Origin of the sequence: Neomicrococcus lactis (assembly GCF_014200305.1) — a bacterium.
GTDB lineage: Bacteria > Actinomycetota > Actinomycetes > Actinomycetales > Micrococcaceae > Neomicrococcus > Neomicrococcus lactis.
Genome location: NZ_JACHBL010000001.1, coordinates 2,310,354 through 2,325,831, shown reverse-complemented (window position 1 = coordinate 2,325,831; position 15,478 = coordinate 2,310,354). Strand labels below are relative to the sequence as shown.

At 58.8% G+C, this 15,478-nt stretch carries 14 protein-coding genes; 8 read left to right on the top strand and 6 right to left on the bottom strand.

Translation table 11 applies throughout. The annotated features are described in order from the left end of the window. The first annotated feature begins 154 nt into the window (after positions 1-154). The 6 genes from BKA12_RS10520 to BKA12_RS10495 all read left to right on the top strand — a co-directional run bounded on the left by BKA12_RS10520 (position 155) and on the right by BKA12_RS10495 (position 6,176). Positions 155-1,717, top strand: a complete 1,563-nt coding sequence (locus tag BKA12_RS10520) for an HNH endonuclease (RefSeq protein ID WP_183643538.1) — start codon at positions 155-157, stop codon at positions 1,715-1,717. Next, positions 1,714-3,171: a family 1 glycosylhydrolase gene (locus BKA12_RS10515; protein ID WP_183643535.1), complete on the top strand. Its 1,458-nt coding sequence runs from the start codon at positions 1,714-1,716 to the stop codon at positions 3,169-3,171. Before BKA12_RS10520 ends, BKA12_RS10515 begins: the two co-directional genes overlap by 4 nt. A 13-nt stretch (positions 3,172-3,184) precedes the next feature. Next, positions 3,185-3,580, top strand: coding sequence for a helix-turn-helix domain-containing protein (locus BKA12_RS10510; protein ID WP_183643533.1), 396 nt, complete (start codon positions 3,185-3,187; stop codon positions 3,578-3,580). Continuing rightward, positions 3,580-4,821: an aminotransferase-like domain-containing protein gene (locus tag BKA12_RS10505; protein WP_246361673.1), complete on the top strand. Its 1,242-nt coding sequence runs from the start codon at positions 3,580-3,582 to the stop codon at positions 4,819-4,821. The genes BKA12_RS10510 and BKA12_RS10505 overlap by 1 nt, the downstream gene beginning before the upstream one ends. Beyond that, complete coding sequence (locus BKA12_RS10500) at positions 4,818-5,438, top strand: flavin reductase family protein (protein WP_183643527.1); 621 nt, start codon at positions 4,818-4,820, stop codon at positions 5,436-5,438. The genes BKA12_RS10505 and BKA12_RS10500 overlap by 4 nt, the downstream gene beginning before the upstream one ends. 120 nt (positions 5,439-5,558) lie before the next feature. Next, entirely contained in the window at positions 5,559-6,176 is a 618-nt protein-coding gene (locus BKA12_RS10495) for an NAD(P)-dependent oxidoreductase (RefSeq protein WP_183643524.1), read from the top strand. A 117-nt stretch (positions 6,177-6,293) separates the two neighbouring features. Here BKA12_RS10495 and BKA12_RS10490 read toward each other — a convergent pair whose 3' ends face one another. The 4 genes from BKA12_RS10490 to hisC all read right to left on the bottom strand — a co-directional run bounded on the left by BKA12_RS10490 (position 6,294) and on the right by hisC (position 11,255). Beyond that, on the bottom strand, positions 6,294-7,769 hold the full coding sequence (locus tag BKA12_RS10490) for a dihydrolipoamide acetyltransferase family protein (protein WP_183643521.1): 1,476 nt from the start codon (positions 7,767-7,769) through the stop codon (positions 6,294-6,296). Between the two features lie 26 nt (positions 7,770-7,795). Further along, complete coding sequence (locus tag BKA12_RS10485; protein ID WP_183643518.1) at positions 7,796-8,770, bottom strand: alpha-ketoacid dehydrogenase subunit beta; 975 nt, start codon at positions 8,768-8,770, stop codon at positions 7,796-7,798. Next, positions 8,770-9,912, bottom strand: coding sequence for a pyruvate dehydrogenase (acetyl-transferring) E1 component subunit alpha (gene pdhA, locus BKA12_RS10480; RefSeq protein WP_246361672.1), 1,143 nt, complete (start codon positions 9,910-9,912; stop codon positions 8,770-8,772). The genes BKA12_RS10485 and pdhA overlap by 1 nt, the downstream gene beginning before the upstream one ends. A 239-nt stretch (positions 9,913-10,151) precedes the next feature. Continuing rightward, entirely contained in the window at positions 10,152-11,255 is a 1,104-nt protein-coding gene (hisC, locus tag BKA12_RS10475) for a histidinol-phosphate transaminase (protein WP_183643515.1), read from the bottom strand. An 84-nt stretch (positions 11,256-11,339) separates the two neighbouring features. Between hisC and BKA12_RS10470 the strand changes: the two genes are divergently transcribed. After that, positions 11,340-11,756, top strand: a complete 417-nt coding sequence (locus BKA12_RS10470; RefSeq protein WP_183643512.1) for a phage holin family protein — start codon at positions 11,340-11,342, stop codon at positions 11,754-11,756. A gap of 132 nt (positions 11,757-11,888) precedes the next feature. Here BKA12_RS10470 and BKA12_RS10465 read toward each other — a convergent pair whose 3' ends face one another. Next, positions 11,889-13,349, bottom strand: a complete 1,461-nt coding sequence (locus tag BKA12_RS10465; RefSeq protein ID WP_183643509.1) for a hypothetical protein — start codon at positions 13,347-13,349, stop codon at positions 11,889-11,891. A gap of 60 nt (positions 13,350-13,409) precedes the next feature. Continuing rightward, complete coding sequence (locus tag BKA12_RS10460; protein ID WP_183643506.1) at positions 13,410-13,802, bottom strand: hypothetical protein; 393 nt, start codon at positions 13,800-13,802, stop codon at positions 13,410-13,412. A 222-nt stretch (positions 13,803-14,024) separates the two neighbouring features. Here BKA12_RS10460 and purB point away from each other — a divergent pair, with 222 nt between their 5' ends. After that, the gene (gene purB, locus BKA12_RS10455; RefSeq protein ID WP_183643503.1) at positions 14,025-15,467 is read left to right on the top strand and encodes an adenylosuccinate lyase; all 1,443 of its coding nucleotides are present in this window, start codon (positions 14,025-14,027) and stop codon (positions 15,465-15,467) included. The last annotated feature ends 11 nt before the right edge of the window (positions 15,468-15,478 follow it).

Sequence of the window (15,478 nt, the reverse complement as noted above, 5' to 3'; positions counted from 1 at the left end):
TGTGGCGAATCAGGCATTTTGAGGGTCCTTTTTTGAATGAATTGGTGATGGAAAGAACGCACAGGTTGGCGTGATGGCGCTAAATGGGCTTGCTTATCCACAATTGCGGCTTTGCCGGGGGTTGCTATGTGGGTGGGTGCCTAGCGTGGAGGGCATGGACATTGATGAAGGAGCCCGGGTGACACCGGAGGCGAAGGAACCGGCGGGAGTGCTTGCTGTTTCTGTTGGGACTAGTTCCGAAATTGCGGCGCTTACCGCGGTTCTTGCGAGCGCCGCGTTGGGGAGCGAGCCTTCCGGCCGCGATTCAGGAAGCGCCGGACAGCTCGCGTGTGAAACCGAATGCGTGGACATGCTGCGAGCGCTATCCGCGCTTCGGGCTGCCGCGGATGCGTTCGAAATGCGCACCATCCATAGTCTGCATGCGGTTCGCGCGTCTTCGCTCTCGAGCGTTCCGCCCCTACCGGGTTCCGAAGGGCCGTCAAACGACCCGTTCGCAGCCCCTTCCCTCGCCGATGAAACTGCGGACGCAGCCACCCCGCAGAGGTTAGGCGAATCCGCTACAAAGAGCCTCGAGGCCGAGATCGCGTTAGCACAGAAAGAACCGCGATACCGAGGCGCTCGTGCCTTGGAGGTGGCGTTGGCGGTGGTCGATGACATGCCCCGAACTTTCGAGGCCTTGGCCAGTGGAGTCTTAAACCGCGAGCGCTGCGAAGCGGTCTACCTGACCACAGCTCCACTGTCTTCGGATGCGCGAGCCGAGGTTGATGAGTTGGTGTGCGGCGATCCTCAGAAGATCGCACACTTGGGTTCCCGCGATCTGCGCGCTCTAGCCGCCGATCACGCTCAGGGAGTTGACCGACTAGCCGCAGCCAAGCGTCGTCGTACTGCCGAGAAGAACCGTCACGTCACCTTGCAGCCCCTCGACGACGGAATGGCGCAACTGACAGCGATTGTGCCAGCCCAAGACGGCGCCGCGATCTTCAACGCGTTGTCCAAATCTGCGAGCAAGGTCCTGACCGGGCCCAACAATGGGAACCGGGCGCTCGGGGCCATCATGGCGGATCTTCTGCTGGACCTTGTGGTGGGCGGCCCGCACACCGGCGAAGGTGCGCTGACTCCGCCTCACTCTGTAGAAGTTCAGCTTGTGATGACGGAACGGACGCTGTTCTCCGGGGATTCGGAACCCGCACACCTGGCCGGTTATGGCACGCTGCCAGCCGATGTGGCCCGTGAAATTGTGGAGCGAGCCTCCGCCGATTCGAGGCTCATGATCCGCCGCGTGTTCACAGCGCCGTCCACCGGTGATTTGGTGGGATTGGAATCCCGCGCACGCATCTTCCCGTCAGGGCTCAAGCGATTCATTGAGCTGCGGGACGCGAGCTGTGCGACGACGTGGTGTGATGCATCCATCCGGCACACGGACCACGTGGTGGGCTGGGCGGAGGGCGGCCTAACCACCGTGGAGAACGGGCAGGGAATGTGCGAGGCCTGCAACTACGTCAAGCAACAAGCCGGGTGGTCCAGCAGTGTGGTTCCCGGTGGTCGGCACAGCGTTGCTACCACCACGCCTACCGGGCATCGCTACTTATCCATTGCGCCGGAACCGCCAGGAATGTTCGGGGACGAAGCCCGGGACGTCTCTCAGTCTCTCTTGTGTGGTCCGCGTGTTGACGCCCACGTGACCTTCACTGGTGATTCCTGCAGAATGAGCCTGTGAACATTGCGGATGCAGCGGACTTTGCCGCCGAGATTCCACCAAACTTCCTTGTAGGAACAGCCACCAGCGCTTTTCAAATTGAGGGCGCCGTTGAGCAGGACGGCAGAACACCCTCAACGTGGGATGCCTGGCTTGGCGACCCCTCGAAAGCGGTCGATGGATCCGATGCTCGCAACGCGGTGGACCATTACAACCGCATGCCCCAGGACGTTGCTCTCATGCGCGAGGCGGGCCTGGATGCCTACCGCTTCTCGGTGTCTTGGTCCCGGATCTTCCCCGAGCCCGGAGGCGCACCCAATCCGGCCGGCGTGGACTTTTACCGGCGCCTGTTGCAGGAGCTGTCCGACGCCGGAATTACGTCCGTTCTGACTCTGTTCCATTGGGACACCCCGGCGTATCTCGAAACCGGCGACGGTTGGTTGTCACGAGATACCGCGACCGCTTTTGCTGACTACGCGGCGTTCATGGGTCAAGAGTTCGGCGATCTAGTGGACTACTGGTGCACCATCAACGAGCCGGCCACAGTGGTGGGAAACGGGTACGCGTCCGAGCTTCACGCGCCTGCGCGCAACGCCGGTTTGAAAGCTTTGCCAGCCGCGCATCACCTCCTTTTAGCGCACGGCATGGCCGTTCAGGCACTTCGCGATGCTAGTGTGCGCGGGAAGATCGGGATGTCCAATGTGCACTCACCAGTGGTGCCTGCCTCCGAGAAAGACCCATTGGCCACGGCCGGTGCCGCGATTGTGGACGTTGCTTACAACTGGCTTTTCGCCGATCCCGTGCTGAAGGGCGAGTACCCCTGGGGCATCGAAAAACTGACCGAACTCATGGGTGCGACCATCCACGATGGCGACTTGGAGATCATTAGCACTCCCCTGGATTTCTATGGGCTGAACTACTACATGCCTACCAAGATTGCGTCCGGCCCCGGCCCGGACGGACCAGTTCCTGCGAGCATGCTCATCCCCAACGGACAAGATCCCTCGCCGGTACCGTTGCCGACCCCTGTACATCAAGCCGAGTGGCCAGACCGGGACATGACCGCTTACGGCTGGCCCATTGCCCCCGAATATCTTGGGGTGATGCTGAGCCGCATGCGCGACCGCTACCCCAATCTGCCGCCGCTACTCATCACCGAAGGCGGCGTGAGTTTTGAAGAATCTCCGGATCCAGACCGTGGACGGGTAGAAGATCACAACAGAATCGAATACTTGCAGGATCACCTTCGCACGCTTTTCGCGACCACCTCAGCGGGTGGCGTCGCCGAGGGCGTGAACGTCGGCGGATACTTCATCTGGTCCTTGGTAGACAACTGGGAATGGGCGGCCGGGTACCGTCAAAAATTTGGACTGGTGCATGTGGATCGCATCTCGTTGGAACGAACGCCAAAGGCGAGCTACTCGTGGGTGCGCGATGTTCAACGTGCCCGACAATCCCAGCAGCCCAGCGCCTAGACTCGTAGACATCATGAGCGAAAAATCCCATGCCAATCAGCCCGCAACCTTCGCGCCTCTGAACGCCGCCGCCGCCGATCGGCTGGCCAAGGCGCTGGCCGACTCTGACGACGCCACGGTCTTTGTGGATGGCACCGCCGTAAAGCTGCCAACTGAGGCCGTGGTCGCCGTTCAGGACGTTCTCCGGCGCCTCTCCCGAGGCGATTCCATCACCGTGAGCACCAACGAAGAATTCCTCAACACCTCAGAAGCGGCAAAACTGGCTGGGATCTCGCATACTTATATGCGCCAGCTCACAGACAAGGGAGAAATCCCCGTCGAATATCGGGGCACCCATCGGCGTATTAAACCGGCGGATGTCATGGCATGGCTTGCCAGCAGGTCACACCTCAGCGACAAAGGAAAGTAATGAACAAAGCAACACCAGAGCTCGATTGCCTTTACTCCGCGCGTGCCGCGAATATCAAGCAATCCGCGGTCCGTGATGTCTTTGATATCTCGATGCGTGAAGGTCTCGTCTCGCTCGCTGGCGGAAATCCGTACCTCCAGTCGCTGCCTCTTGAAAAGCTCGGAACTCTTGCGCACGACATCCTTGCGCAAGAGGGCATGACGGCACTTCAGTACGGCAATGGCCAGGGCACCTCAGAACTTCGCGAAGCTATCTGCCACGTCATGGCTGAAGAATTTATCCTCGATGCTTCTCCCGAGAACGTTGTGGTGACCGCCGGCAGCCAGTCCGCGCTGGACATCACCTGCAAAGTCTTCTGCGATCCGCACGACGTGGTGCTTTGCGAGGACCCCACCTACGTGGGTGCATTGAACACCTTTGAAGCCAACCAAGTGGCGGTCCACCCTGTTCGCGTTGACGAGCACGGTCTGGTTCCAGAGGCCCTCCAAGAAGCCATCGTCGCGTTGCGCGCTGAAGGCAAGACGGTCAAGCTGCTCTATACGATCCCTAGCTTCAACAATCCCTCGGGCATTACTTTGTCCGCCGAGCGGCGTCAGCAGATTGTGAACATCTGTAAGCAAGAGGGCCTCTTGGTGATTGAGGACAATCCCTACGGCATGCTCAAGTTCGAGGGCGAATTCAACCGCCCCATGCGAGCCGACAATCCTGAAGACGTGCTCTACCTCGGTAGCTTCTCCAAGATCTTCGCTCCAGGGCTTCGCGTGGGCTGGGCCCTTGTTCCAGAGCGATTCCAGCGACGCTTCTACCTCGCAAACGAAGCCGTAATCTTGTGCCCGCCCACCCTGAACCAAATGCTGGTGACTTCCTATCTGGAAAATCACGACTGGAAGGGGCAGGTTGCCACGTACCGCGAGCTCTACGCGAAGCGTTGTGCTGCAATGATCGCCGCTCTTGAAGAGTTCATGCCTGAGAGCATTTCGTGGACTGTCCCCGAAGGCGGCTTCTTTGTGTGGCTGACGCTTCCCGAAGGAGTGGATACGTACCCGCTGCTGCACACTGGCATCGAGGCTGGCGTTGTTTTCATTCCCGGAGCCGCGTTCTCGCCAACTCAGGAAAACCCCAACAAGCTACGTCTCGCCTTTAGCGCCGTGGACGAAGAAAGCATTCGTGAAGGAGTCAAGCGGCTTGCTCCTGTGCTGATCCAGGCGATTGCGGCCGCCGAAGGGGCCGCCGCGTCATGACGGAGCGGGATGAGATACCTGTTGAGTCTTTGACGAGTCGAGAAGTGTACAAACTTCTGACGTCTCTGGTCATCCCGCGTCCCATCGCTTGGGTCTCCACTATCGACTCCGCAGGGGTTCCAAACCTTGCCCCACATTCCTTCTTCTCCGTTGTTTCGTCCGAACCGGGCATTGTTCAGTTCACATCTACGGCGCGGAAGGATTCGTTGCGGAACATCGAGGAGACCGGGGAGTTCGTTCTCAACGTCGCGACCACCGAGCTCAGGGATCAAGTGAATCTGAGCGCAACACCGTTTGAACACGGCATCAGCGAGTTCGAGAAGGTGGGCATCGCCATGGAACCGTCAAAGACGGTCAAACCACCTCGCGTTGCTCAGTCACCGGCGGTCATTGAGTGCGTGCTGGAACAAGTTCTCCAGATGGGTAACGGATATATGGCCTTTGGAAGAGTGCGTCATTTTGCCGTCAACAGCGACCTCTTCAACGAACGACGGCATCCGATTCCCGGGCTTCTCGATCCCGTATCCCGTCTGGGCGCGAACGAATGGGCAGGTCTCGGCGAGATCTTTGCGTTCGACCGGCTCACTGTGGACGAGTGGAATCAAACCAATAATTAAAGATTCAAGTTAGTGGAATAAGGGCTACGACCCACCGGTTAGGCCCTGTAGATGTCCAGTAGCTGAATCGCTTCAAAGATTTTGCGAAACGTTGCAAAGCCCTCTCGAAAGGAATCACCCATGAAGATCGCTGTGTATGGCGGAAATGGCATGGTTGGCAGCCAGATTGTCAACGAAGCAGTAACCCGTGGCCACGAAGTGACGGTTCTGAGCCGTTCGGGTCAGTTGGCAGATAAAGCGCTTGCCGGAAAGGTCAGCAGCCAGCAGGCTGACGTGACCGACGTGAATAAGATTCAGGAACTCGCGCAGGACAACGACGTCATCGTCATTTCCGTGCCCCCAGCACGCGACGGTGGAGATCACGCCCCGATCCTGAACACGCACGAGGAATTGGCTGAGACGCTTTTGCCAACCCGTTTGTTCGTTATCGGTGGCGCTGGCGCCCTTCAGGTCGGCGACGCTCAGCTGAAGGATCAGCCGGGCTTCCCCGACGCCTACAAGGCTGAGGCAGAGACAATGTCCAAGGCTCTTGATGCCTATCGCGACTCCTCGGGCGTCAACTGGACCATGCTTGCCCCAGCACCGATGATCGCTCCGGGTGAGCGCACTGGTCAATACAAGTTGGGTGCCGAATCCCCTGTGGGAGATTCCATCTCGACTCAGGACTTCGCTGTTGCCGTTCTCGACGAAATCGAGAACCCACAGCACCGCGAGCGCCGCTTCACGGTAGCAAACTAGGTTCTCAACTAGAGGAGCCGGTCACCTTTCGGTGACCGGCTCCTCTAGTGTTTGGAACTTGGAAGTTAGTTTTAGGGACTTGGACGCGCTCCATCTTCGAAGCGGCTCGCTGGCCCTTTAGTCAAGCAACAGTGCTGGCTCTTCCATGATCGCTGCGACGTCAGCCATGAATCGCGCCGACAGGTCACCATCAACCACGCGGTGGTCGAAGGATCCGCCGAGCGTGGTGATCCAGCGTGGAATGACTTCTCCAGAAACCACCCACGGCTTCTGCCGAATGGTTCCGAAGGCAACGATCGCCACTTCTCCCGGGTTGATGATCGGCGTGCCCGTGTCGATGCCAAGTGCGCCGATGTTCGTCACAGTCAGTGTGCCGTTCTGCATGTCTGACGGCTTCGTCTTGCCTGCACGGGCAGTGCTCGCCAAGTCGTTGAGCGCTATGGCCAGCTCCTTGAGGGACAGGTTCTGCGCATCCTTGATGTTCGGCACCATGAGCCCACGAGGCGTCGCGGCCGCGATGCCCAGGTTCATGAAGTGCTTGACATGGATTTCAGCACCGTCTGCGGTATCCACCCAGCTGGCGTTCACTGAAGGATTCCGCGCTGCGGCCCAGATGACGGCCTTGGCCAGAATAAGCAGCGGAGAGACCTTGATGCCTTCGAAGTCGCGGCTCTTCTTCAAACGCTGAACGAATTCCATGGTCCTCGATGCATCAACATCAACGAAGATGGAGACGTGCGGGGCGCTGAAGGCAGAATCAACCATCGCCTTCGCGGTGGCTTTGCGGACGCCACGGACGGTCTGGCGTTCAACATGGCCCTTATTCGTTTGGTCTGATCCGGCCCAGAACTTTGGCGCAGCATCTTGTTCACGCTCGCGTTGCGCCTGGTAGCTCTCCAAGTCGCCACGGGTGACCTCACCGTAGGCGCCCGTTGGAGTCACGCGCTCAAGATCGATGCCGAGGTCACGAGCTACTTTGCGCACCGGAGGCTTAGCGAGAACGCGGTTGACGAAGTGCGTCAGCGGCTGACGAGCTTTGGCTATTGATGACATAGCCGCAGGCGCTTGCTCAGCCTTTGGCTCTTGCGCGGCAACCGGGGAGTCTGCTGGTGTGGTTACGGGAGACGGCGCTGCAGCGTCAATTCCAGGGCGGATACGGCGACGGCGGTGTGGGGCGTCCGCCTTGGGGCCGGAACCAACCAAGGGTCCTACTTCTGAATCCGACTTCATCGAAGCAGGGGCTTCCTCGAGGCCGAGCTTTGATCCAGCCGTCAGCCCCGTTGGGGTGACCAGTTCACCGGGAACCGAATCAACCTTGATGGTTCGGATGGGGCTCGTCTTGGGGTTTGGGTCATCGGCGAGAGTATCGACCGAAAACAGCGGGGCGCCAACCTCGAGAGTGTCGCCTTCAGCGGCATGGAGTTCTCGAACAACGCCCTCGAACGGGCTCGGTAGCTCCACGAGGCTCTTCGCGGTCTCGATCTCAACGAAGATGTCGTTGACGCGAATGGAATCGCCTGGCTTCACTTTCCATGAAACGACTTCTGCTTCGGTCAGCCCTTCGCCGACGTCTGGCAAATTAAAGGTGCGCATGATTCTCCTGATTCCGCGAGGGAATGCTAGTAAGCAAAGGACCGGTCAAGGGCGTCAAGCACCTTATCGATGTCCGGCAAGTATTGGTCTTCAACCTTCGAGATCGGATACGGCATGTGGTAGCCGCCGACGCGAATGACTGGCGCTTCTAGGGAGTGGAAGCACCGCTCGGCAATGCGGGATGCGATTTCTCCACCGATGCCACCGAACGTCGGTGCCTCGTGAGTGACAATCAGGCGGCCGGTCTTCTCGACTGACTCAGCGATCGCGTCGAAGTCGATCGGGCTGATGGATCGAAGATCAATGACTTCAACGCTTCGGCCATCCTCGAGGCTGGCTTCGGCCGCTGCGAGCGCGACGGGAACCAATGGTCCGTAGGTGACGATCGTTGCATCGTTACCCTCTCGGACCACTTGGGCACGGAAGGCGTCCGGAGCTGGGTTCTCGAGGTCGACCTCACCCTTGAGCCAATAGCGGCGCTTAGGTTCGAAGAAGATCACTGGATCGCCACAGGTCGCTGCCTGCTGAATCATCCAGTAGGCGTCGTTCGCGTTGGACGGCGTGATGATACGCAGGCCGGCGGTGTGCGCAAAGAGCGCTTCCGGCGATTCCGAGTGGTGCTCGACAGAACCGATGCCACCACCGTAAGGAATGCGGATGACCACGGGTGCGCCAAAGCGGCCCTCGGCGCGAGAACGCATCTTTGCAAGCTGCGTGGTGATTTGGTTGTAGGCCGGGAAGACGAAGCCATCGAACTGGATCTCCGCGATGGGCATGTAGCCACGGAGGGACATACCGATGGAGGTGCCAACAATTCCAGATTCGGCGAGCGGCGAATCAATGACTCGGGTCGCACCGAATTTTGCTTGAAGACCTTCGGTGACGCGGTACACGCCGCCGAGCTTTCCAATGTCCTCACCGATCAGTACGGACTTTGGGTTGCTTTCGAGCACCTTCGCTAGGCCGTTGGTAATTGCCTTGGCAATAGTCATGGTGGTCATTAGTGCGCACCTCCATCGGTGTTGTCCGACTCTGGTCGGTCCAAGAATCCGGCCTCATACTCAAGGTGCTGTTTCAGCTCCGCTTGAATCAGCGGGTGAGCGCCTGCGTAGACGTTGTCGAAAAGTTGCTCGAGGCGAGGGACAGGGAAGGCCATTGCTTCCTGTCGCACGCGATGCGCCATCTCGTCTGCTCCGCGAGAGACATCCTCGAAGAAGGCTTCGTCCCCCAAACCGTTGTCGCGCAGGTGCTTCTCCAGACGAACCAGCGGATCCCGGTCAATCCAAGATGCCTCTTCTGAATCGAGACGGTACTTTGTGGGATCATCCGCGGTCGTGTGAGCACTCATGCGGTAGGTATACGCCTCAATGAAGGTTGGTCCTTGGCCGGTGCGAGCGCGCTCAAGCGCCCAACGCGTGACTGCCAAGACGGCAAGGACGTCGTTTCCATCGACTCGGATGCCGGGGAATCCGTAACCCTGAGCGCGCTGCGAAATAGGTACTTTCGCTTGCACTTCTACGGGGACGGAGATGGCCCACTGGTTGTTCTGGCAGAAGAAGACCAACGGTGCGTTGAAGCTGGCGGCGAAGACCATGGATTCGTGGACGTCGCCTTCAGAACTTGCCCCGTCACCGAAGAAGGCCATCACTGCCGTGCCATCCGCGGCACGCTTCTCTGGCGAGAAGTCAGCTTCGTCCATTTTGGTGGCCATGGCATAGCCCGTTGCATGTGGCACCTGGGCTGCCAGCACCATGGTGTACATGTGGAAGTTATTGTCCCGGGGATCCCAACCGCCATTGGAAATACCGCGGAACAACCGCAGCATTTGTGGGAAGTCAACGTTTCGCGTCAGCGCTACACCGTGCTCGCGGTACGTCGGGAACAAGTAGTCTTGCGGTTTCGTGGCTCGGCCAGCACCAATTTGTGCGGCCTCTTGGCCACGCAGTGGAACCCAGAGTGCTAGCTGACCCTGACGCTGGAGCGCAGTCGCTTCCTTGTCGAAGCGCCGGGTGTAAAACATGTCGCGGTAGAACTGGCGCAGCATGTCCGCGTCGACGTCCCCCAGATAGGCATCCCATTCCGGGTTGGCCGTGCGCTCACCCTCGCTGTTCAACAGCTGGATCATGTCGCCAGATTCATGCATGAAATACCTCGTACTCGTTACCCCGGGCCGTGTGCGACTTGTTATGGGAGCAGCTTCGCTTCACAGCACACTCTTTCCAGAATAGGTTTTGGCAACAGCCGCTGAACGCCGTCACCTCACTCCGTACTATGCACCCGATTCGCGTAAATTTCAGCCATTAACCAAAAAGTTTGGCCCCACGACGGTGTCGCAGGGCCAAACTTTAGTCGGCATTTGCCTCTGAGAATTGCATGTTCGAGCTACTGAACAAAGTCTTTCGCGATGCTCAAGAACCGAGAATTCGCCTCGACTTCGCCGATGCTCACGCGCACACCTTCAACACCAAAAGCGCGGACCGAAAGCGCTTGCTTTTCAGCCGCCTGAGCAAACTCTTGGCTACGCTCACCGAGCGGAAGCCACACAAAGTTGCCCTGCGATTCCGGGAAGTCCCAGCCCTGTTTTTTGAGACCGGCAACAACCCGGTTTCGTTCTTGAACAAGTTCCTCAACGCGGGCAAGTACCTTGTCGATGTTCTCCAAGGAGACCACGGCGGCATCTTGCGCAAGCGTTGAGACCGCGAACGGCGTTGCCACGATGCGCAGGCTTTCCGTGATGTGAGGCTGGGAAACGGAGTAGCCCACGCGCAAGTTCGCCAGACCGTGAGCCTTCGAGAACGTCCGAAGCACCACGAGGTTCGGGTAGGAGCGGTACAGCTGAATACCGTCAACAGCCTCCGGATCACGCACGAATTCCGTGTAAGCCTCGTCCAGGACCACCAGGATGTGCGCAGGCACTCGAGCCAGGAAGCCTTCAACTTCGGCCTTCGTCAGCGACGGTCCTGTCGGGTTGTTAGGGGTGCACAGGATGATGACCTTGGTCTGATCAGTAATTGCGGCGATCATTCCATCGAGATCGTGACGTCCATCAGCGAGAACGGGAACCGCCACAGAAGCAGCACCGGTCGTTTGTACGCAAATGGGGTACGCCTCGAAGGAACGCCACGCGTAAATCACTTCATCCGGCTTGCCATCATCGTTCTGGCCAGCGAAGGCAGACAGAATTTGGACCAAACCGCCGAGAGAGCCGGCGCCAGTCACAATATCGTCGGCGGGTACACCCAAGTACTCGCCCAGTTTCTCGCGTAGCTTCGTCGCAACGGAGTCCGGGTATCGGTTAATAGCTACTTGTTCGGCAATCGCGGTCAAGACTTCTGGCAACGGCGCCAGAGGATTCTCGTTGGATGCCAGTTTGAAGGCCTCAAGACCTGGTACGGGTGCGGCAGGCTTGCCCGCGGCGTAGCGCGGAAGCCGATCGACGACCGGTCGGGGACGAAGAGTCGGTACAGATTTTTCCTCAGAAGACATATAGGAAGAATATCCCCAACTGCATGCCCAAATTGAGCGGCTCGTCACAGCCCATACCTAGAAGAGGCGTGACATGATGACAATATGATCCGTTTTCTCATCCGAGTCATCGTCAACGCACTTGCACTTTTCATCGCAGCTTGGCTGCTGCCGGGCATCACGGTAGGTACTGAAGCCGCCGCCTCGGCAACCGGAAGCAACGCGGCCGGAGACATCCTCTCCTACCTTGCCGTCGGCGCAATTTTCGGCTTGGTCAACGCCATTGTCCGGCCGATCATTTCCTTCTTGTCCATCCCCATCACGTGCCTCACGCTGGGCCTCTTCGCCATCATCATCAACGCGGCGATGCTCATGCTGACGTCTTGGATCATGTCCTTCACGCCGATCGGATTCCACGTCAACGCCTTCTTCTGGGACGCGATTCTGGGTTCCATCATCATCAGCGTTGTTTCTGCGCTGATCGGCTGGGTGGTCCCAGACAAGATCGACCGTGGCGCCTAACAACAATCTCGATTGAGGCTGAGAAACACCAAAAATTCAACGGGACACAACGAAGGCGCGGAGCCTACCCACAACAGGGAAAGCTCCGCGCCTCGCGTTTAGGCCCTTCAGGCAGCGCCTCGCATGAGTGAACTACTTGCTGCCTACTTTCACCCCAAGATCCTCAGTGACAGTTGGACGAAATGACGACTTCGCCTGTGGGACCCGCGTCGCCATCTTGGGCAACGATCCCTCAGTCGAGCGCTTCCAGGTCACACGGTGGATCTTGGCCACCGACGCAATACCGGCCGCACCCGCCAGCGCCGCGTTGGCTTCAACGATTCCTGGTGAATCGTCAAAGGTCAGTTGCTTAGATTGCAGGTGGTAATTCTCGAGTCGGTGCGCGCGCAGCGGATTCAGCGCGAGGTGGTCGTCTAGGTTCGCATAACCACTGAGGTATGCAGTCACCCTGTTGGGAGTCGCAGGGTTTCGAACCCCGTCGGACGCGGGAACTGCATCATCTATGTGTTCAATATGGAGCGCTTTGACCTCCTCAGGGATCTCGATGCTCGCGACCGGAGAACCGACTGTCACGATCTGCGAGACGTCATATCGCGAGCGCAGAGCCTCGTTTCCCGCCAAGTTCGCCGCATGTATGCCGCCCTGACTGTATCCGTTCAAGATGATGCGGGAGCCAGCCGGAGCCCCTACGGCTTCGAGTGATTCCATGGTCGCCTGCGCTACGTGAGGGCTTCCGTGCAGCATTCCTTCGGCAATGCCTGTCATGGAAAACGGGTTCTCCAAGGAATCCAGCGATGTGGTTCCCGGCAGCGTCACGACGTAGGTCTTCCCGCCGGCGAGCCCCTCAACCTCAGCAATCATGACTTGCCCGGCTGTCTCCTTCGGCACCGAGGTCTGATCCAGTTCCCGGGACATCGCCACCAGATCACTGAGGTCCCCACGAAACTCTCGGTACCCCATGTCTTCTGCACGTTCTACGTTGATGGGCAGGTGCTCCACCAAATCGAAGCGCTCTGCGATCCATTCAGCTGCTCTCACCGTATTCTCCGGGACGTTCTCCTCGCTGACACCCAAGAACTCTTCCACCGGACCCCTGACGGACTCGGCCTTTTCCACGAGAGAGCTTGCCTTGAGCGCCGGAAACAGAAGCATGATGGCCTCCTGAGCAAAGGAAGGCCATCGACGCATGATCAGTTCGCCCGATTCCGTGGAGAGTTGCGGGGACTCGTCCAAAAGATCAAGGAGTAGCGACGCCAACGGGTGGTCGGATCGGACGCGATCGATGGCTTCCACCACTAACCGTTCGGAGCCTTCGTAGGTTTGAATCGCCAGATCCAGTCGTGTCAGATTCTTGGCGGTGTCGAACCGAAGCTTGTCCACGTTGCTGATAACTCTCCACAAAGTCATGGACACCGGTTCCACGGCCGGGTGGAACAGCCCGAAAGGCGCCGTCTTGCCCTGCGCTTTCATATACCAACTCTCAGCTTCTGTCAGATGCGCGTGCGCGTCATTCAACAGCGCCCGTGCCTTTTCAAGTTCTTCGCGACGAAACTCAGTTGTCGAGCTGGTTCCACCTTCTACCCATACGGTCATAGCGATACTCCTAAGAAAAGAAAAATGCAGTTCCCAAAGTGATTCGGAAGAGATAGCGGGTCAGGAAGTGGACAACGGATTGAAAGCGCCGCGCTGCCCCAGATAGACCGGAGCATTCATGCCAACTTCTGCCATAACTTGCACTAGCTGGCTTAATCGCACGCCCTGGTCAACAAATCCCTGGGCTACATCAGATTGCAGATCTCGCAAATCCTGATCCATGGAAGCCATTCCAGCGATGATGCCCGGCATCGAGTGAGCCGCCTCCCGCGAGTCTTGAACCGCAGACCATGTGCGTGCGTGCATGTCCTCCACACGCCGCTTGAAGTTGATGCCGGCCATGGAGTCCCACTTGACCGCGCTAATGTGCCGCAACTTGGCTTCGGCCAATTGGGCAAAGTGCTGCCCTTGTTGGATTTCTGACGCGGCGTCAGCAAACCATTGCTCCAACATGTGATTCCCCTTTTAGTCCTGACGTGAAGGCACAAGCCCCGAATGCCACTCACCACAGGCTATGAAGCTCAGAGAACACCACCCCGCCCCAGCCCAAAAACTGGGGATAACAGCGCAGAAAGGGTGAAGAGAACACCAAAAGTGCGTGACACCACACGGGATATCCACACTTCTATGACATCGACTCCAAGGAAGCCGCGAAGAGGTGAAAGAATAGGGGCCATGGTTGAAATTGCTCGCACATCCTTGGTCCAATCACCTTCCGCCAACGCAGGCTCTGAAGATTTCCTTGCGCTCGGACCGCTTGATGGCCGATACCGTGCCGCGACCGCTCCGCTCGTGGACTACTTGAGCGAAGCCGCCCTCAACCGCGATCGCGTCCATGTCGAGGTCGAATGGCTCATTCACTTGACGGAAAACAGCGTTCTTCCAGGCGCCAAGAAGCTCACCGACGAGCAGAAGGCCGGCCTCCGCAAGATCGTCACGGACTTCAACCAGGACTCCGTCAAGGAACTTGCCGAGACGGAAAAGGTCACGGTTCACGACGTCAAGGCCGTCGAGTACTTCATCGGCGCCCGCCTCGCTGGCCTCGGACTCGAGCACCTCAAGCCCATGGTTCACTTCGCTTGCACCAGCGAAGACATCAACAACCTCTCCTACGCCCTCGGCATCAAGGACGCTGTGTCCAAGGTCTGGCTCCCAGCAGCAGACGCGTTGACCCAGCAGATTGCTGACATGGCCGAGGCCAACAAAGACGTCCCGATGATGTCTCGCACGCACGGTCAGCCAGCCACGCCGACCACCCTCGGCAAGGAACTCGCCGTCTTCGCTTGGCGCCTCAACCGCCAGCTCAAGCGCGTCAAGAACACTGAATTCTTGGGCAAGATCAACGGCGCAACCGGCACGTTCTCCGCCCACGTTGCAGCAGTTCCCACCGCCAACTGGCCAGAGATTTCCCGTACCTTCGTCGAAGGTCTCGGGCTCACCTGGAACCCGCTGACCACGCAGATCGAGTCGCACGACTGGCAGGCCGAGCTCTACGCAGACGTCGCCCGCTTCAACCGCATTCTGCACAACATTTGCACGGACATCTGGAGCTACATCAGCATCGGATTCTTCGCCCAGATCCCTGTCGAAGGCGCCACCGGCTCCTCCACGATGCCGCACAAGGTCAACCCCATCCGCTTCGAGAACGCTGAGGCCAACCTCGAGATCAGCAACGCGCTTCTCGACACCCTGGCAGCAACGCTCGTCACGAGCCGCTGGCAGCGCGACCTCACGGACTCCTCGAGCCAGCGCAATATCGGCGTCGCTTTCGGTCACTCGATTCTCGCGATCAGCAACGTTTCCAAGGGCCTCGAGCGCCTTGACGTCGCCGAGAGCGTGCTCGCTCAGGACCTCAATGAGAACTGGGAAGTTCTCGGCGAAGCCATCCAGACCGTCATGCGTGCCGAAGCGATCGCGGGCGTGCCTGGCATGGAGAACCCTTACGAGCGCCTCAAGGAGCTCACTCGCGGACACCGCGTTGATGAGGCTCGCATGCGTGAGTTCGTGGCCAGTTTGGGTCTGACGGACGACGCCGCAGCTCGCCTTTCCGAGCTCACCCCCGGAACGTACACCGGCATTGCCGCTGATTTGGTGCAGTTCTTGAAGGACGCTCGCTAAAGCGTGGAGCA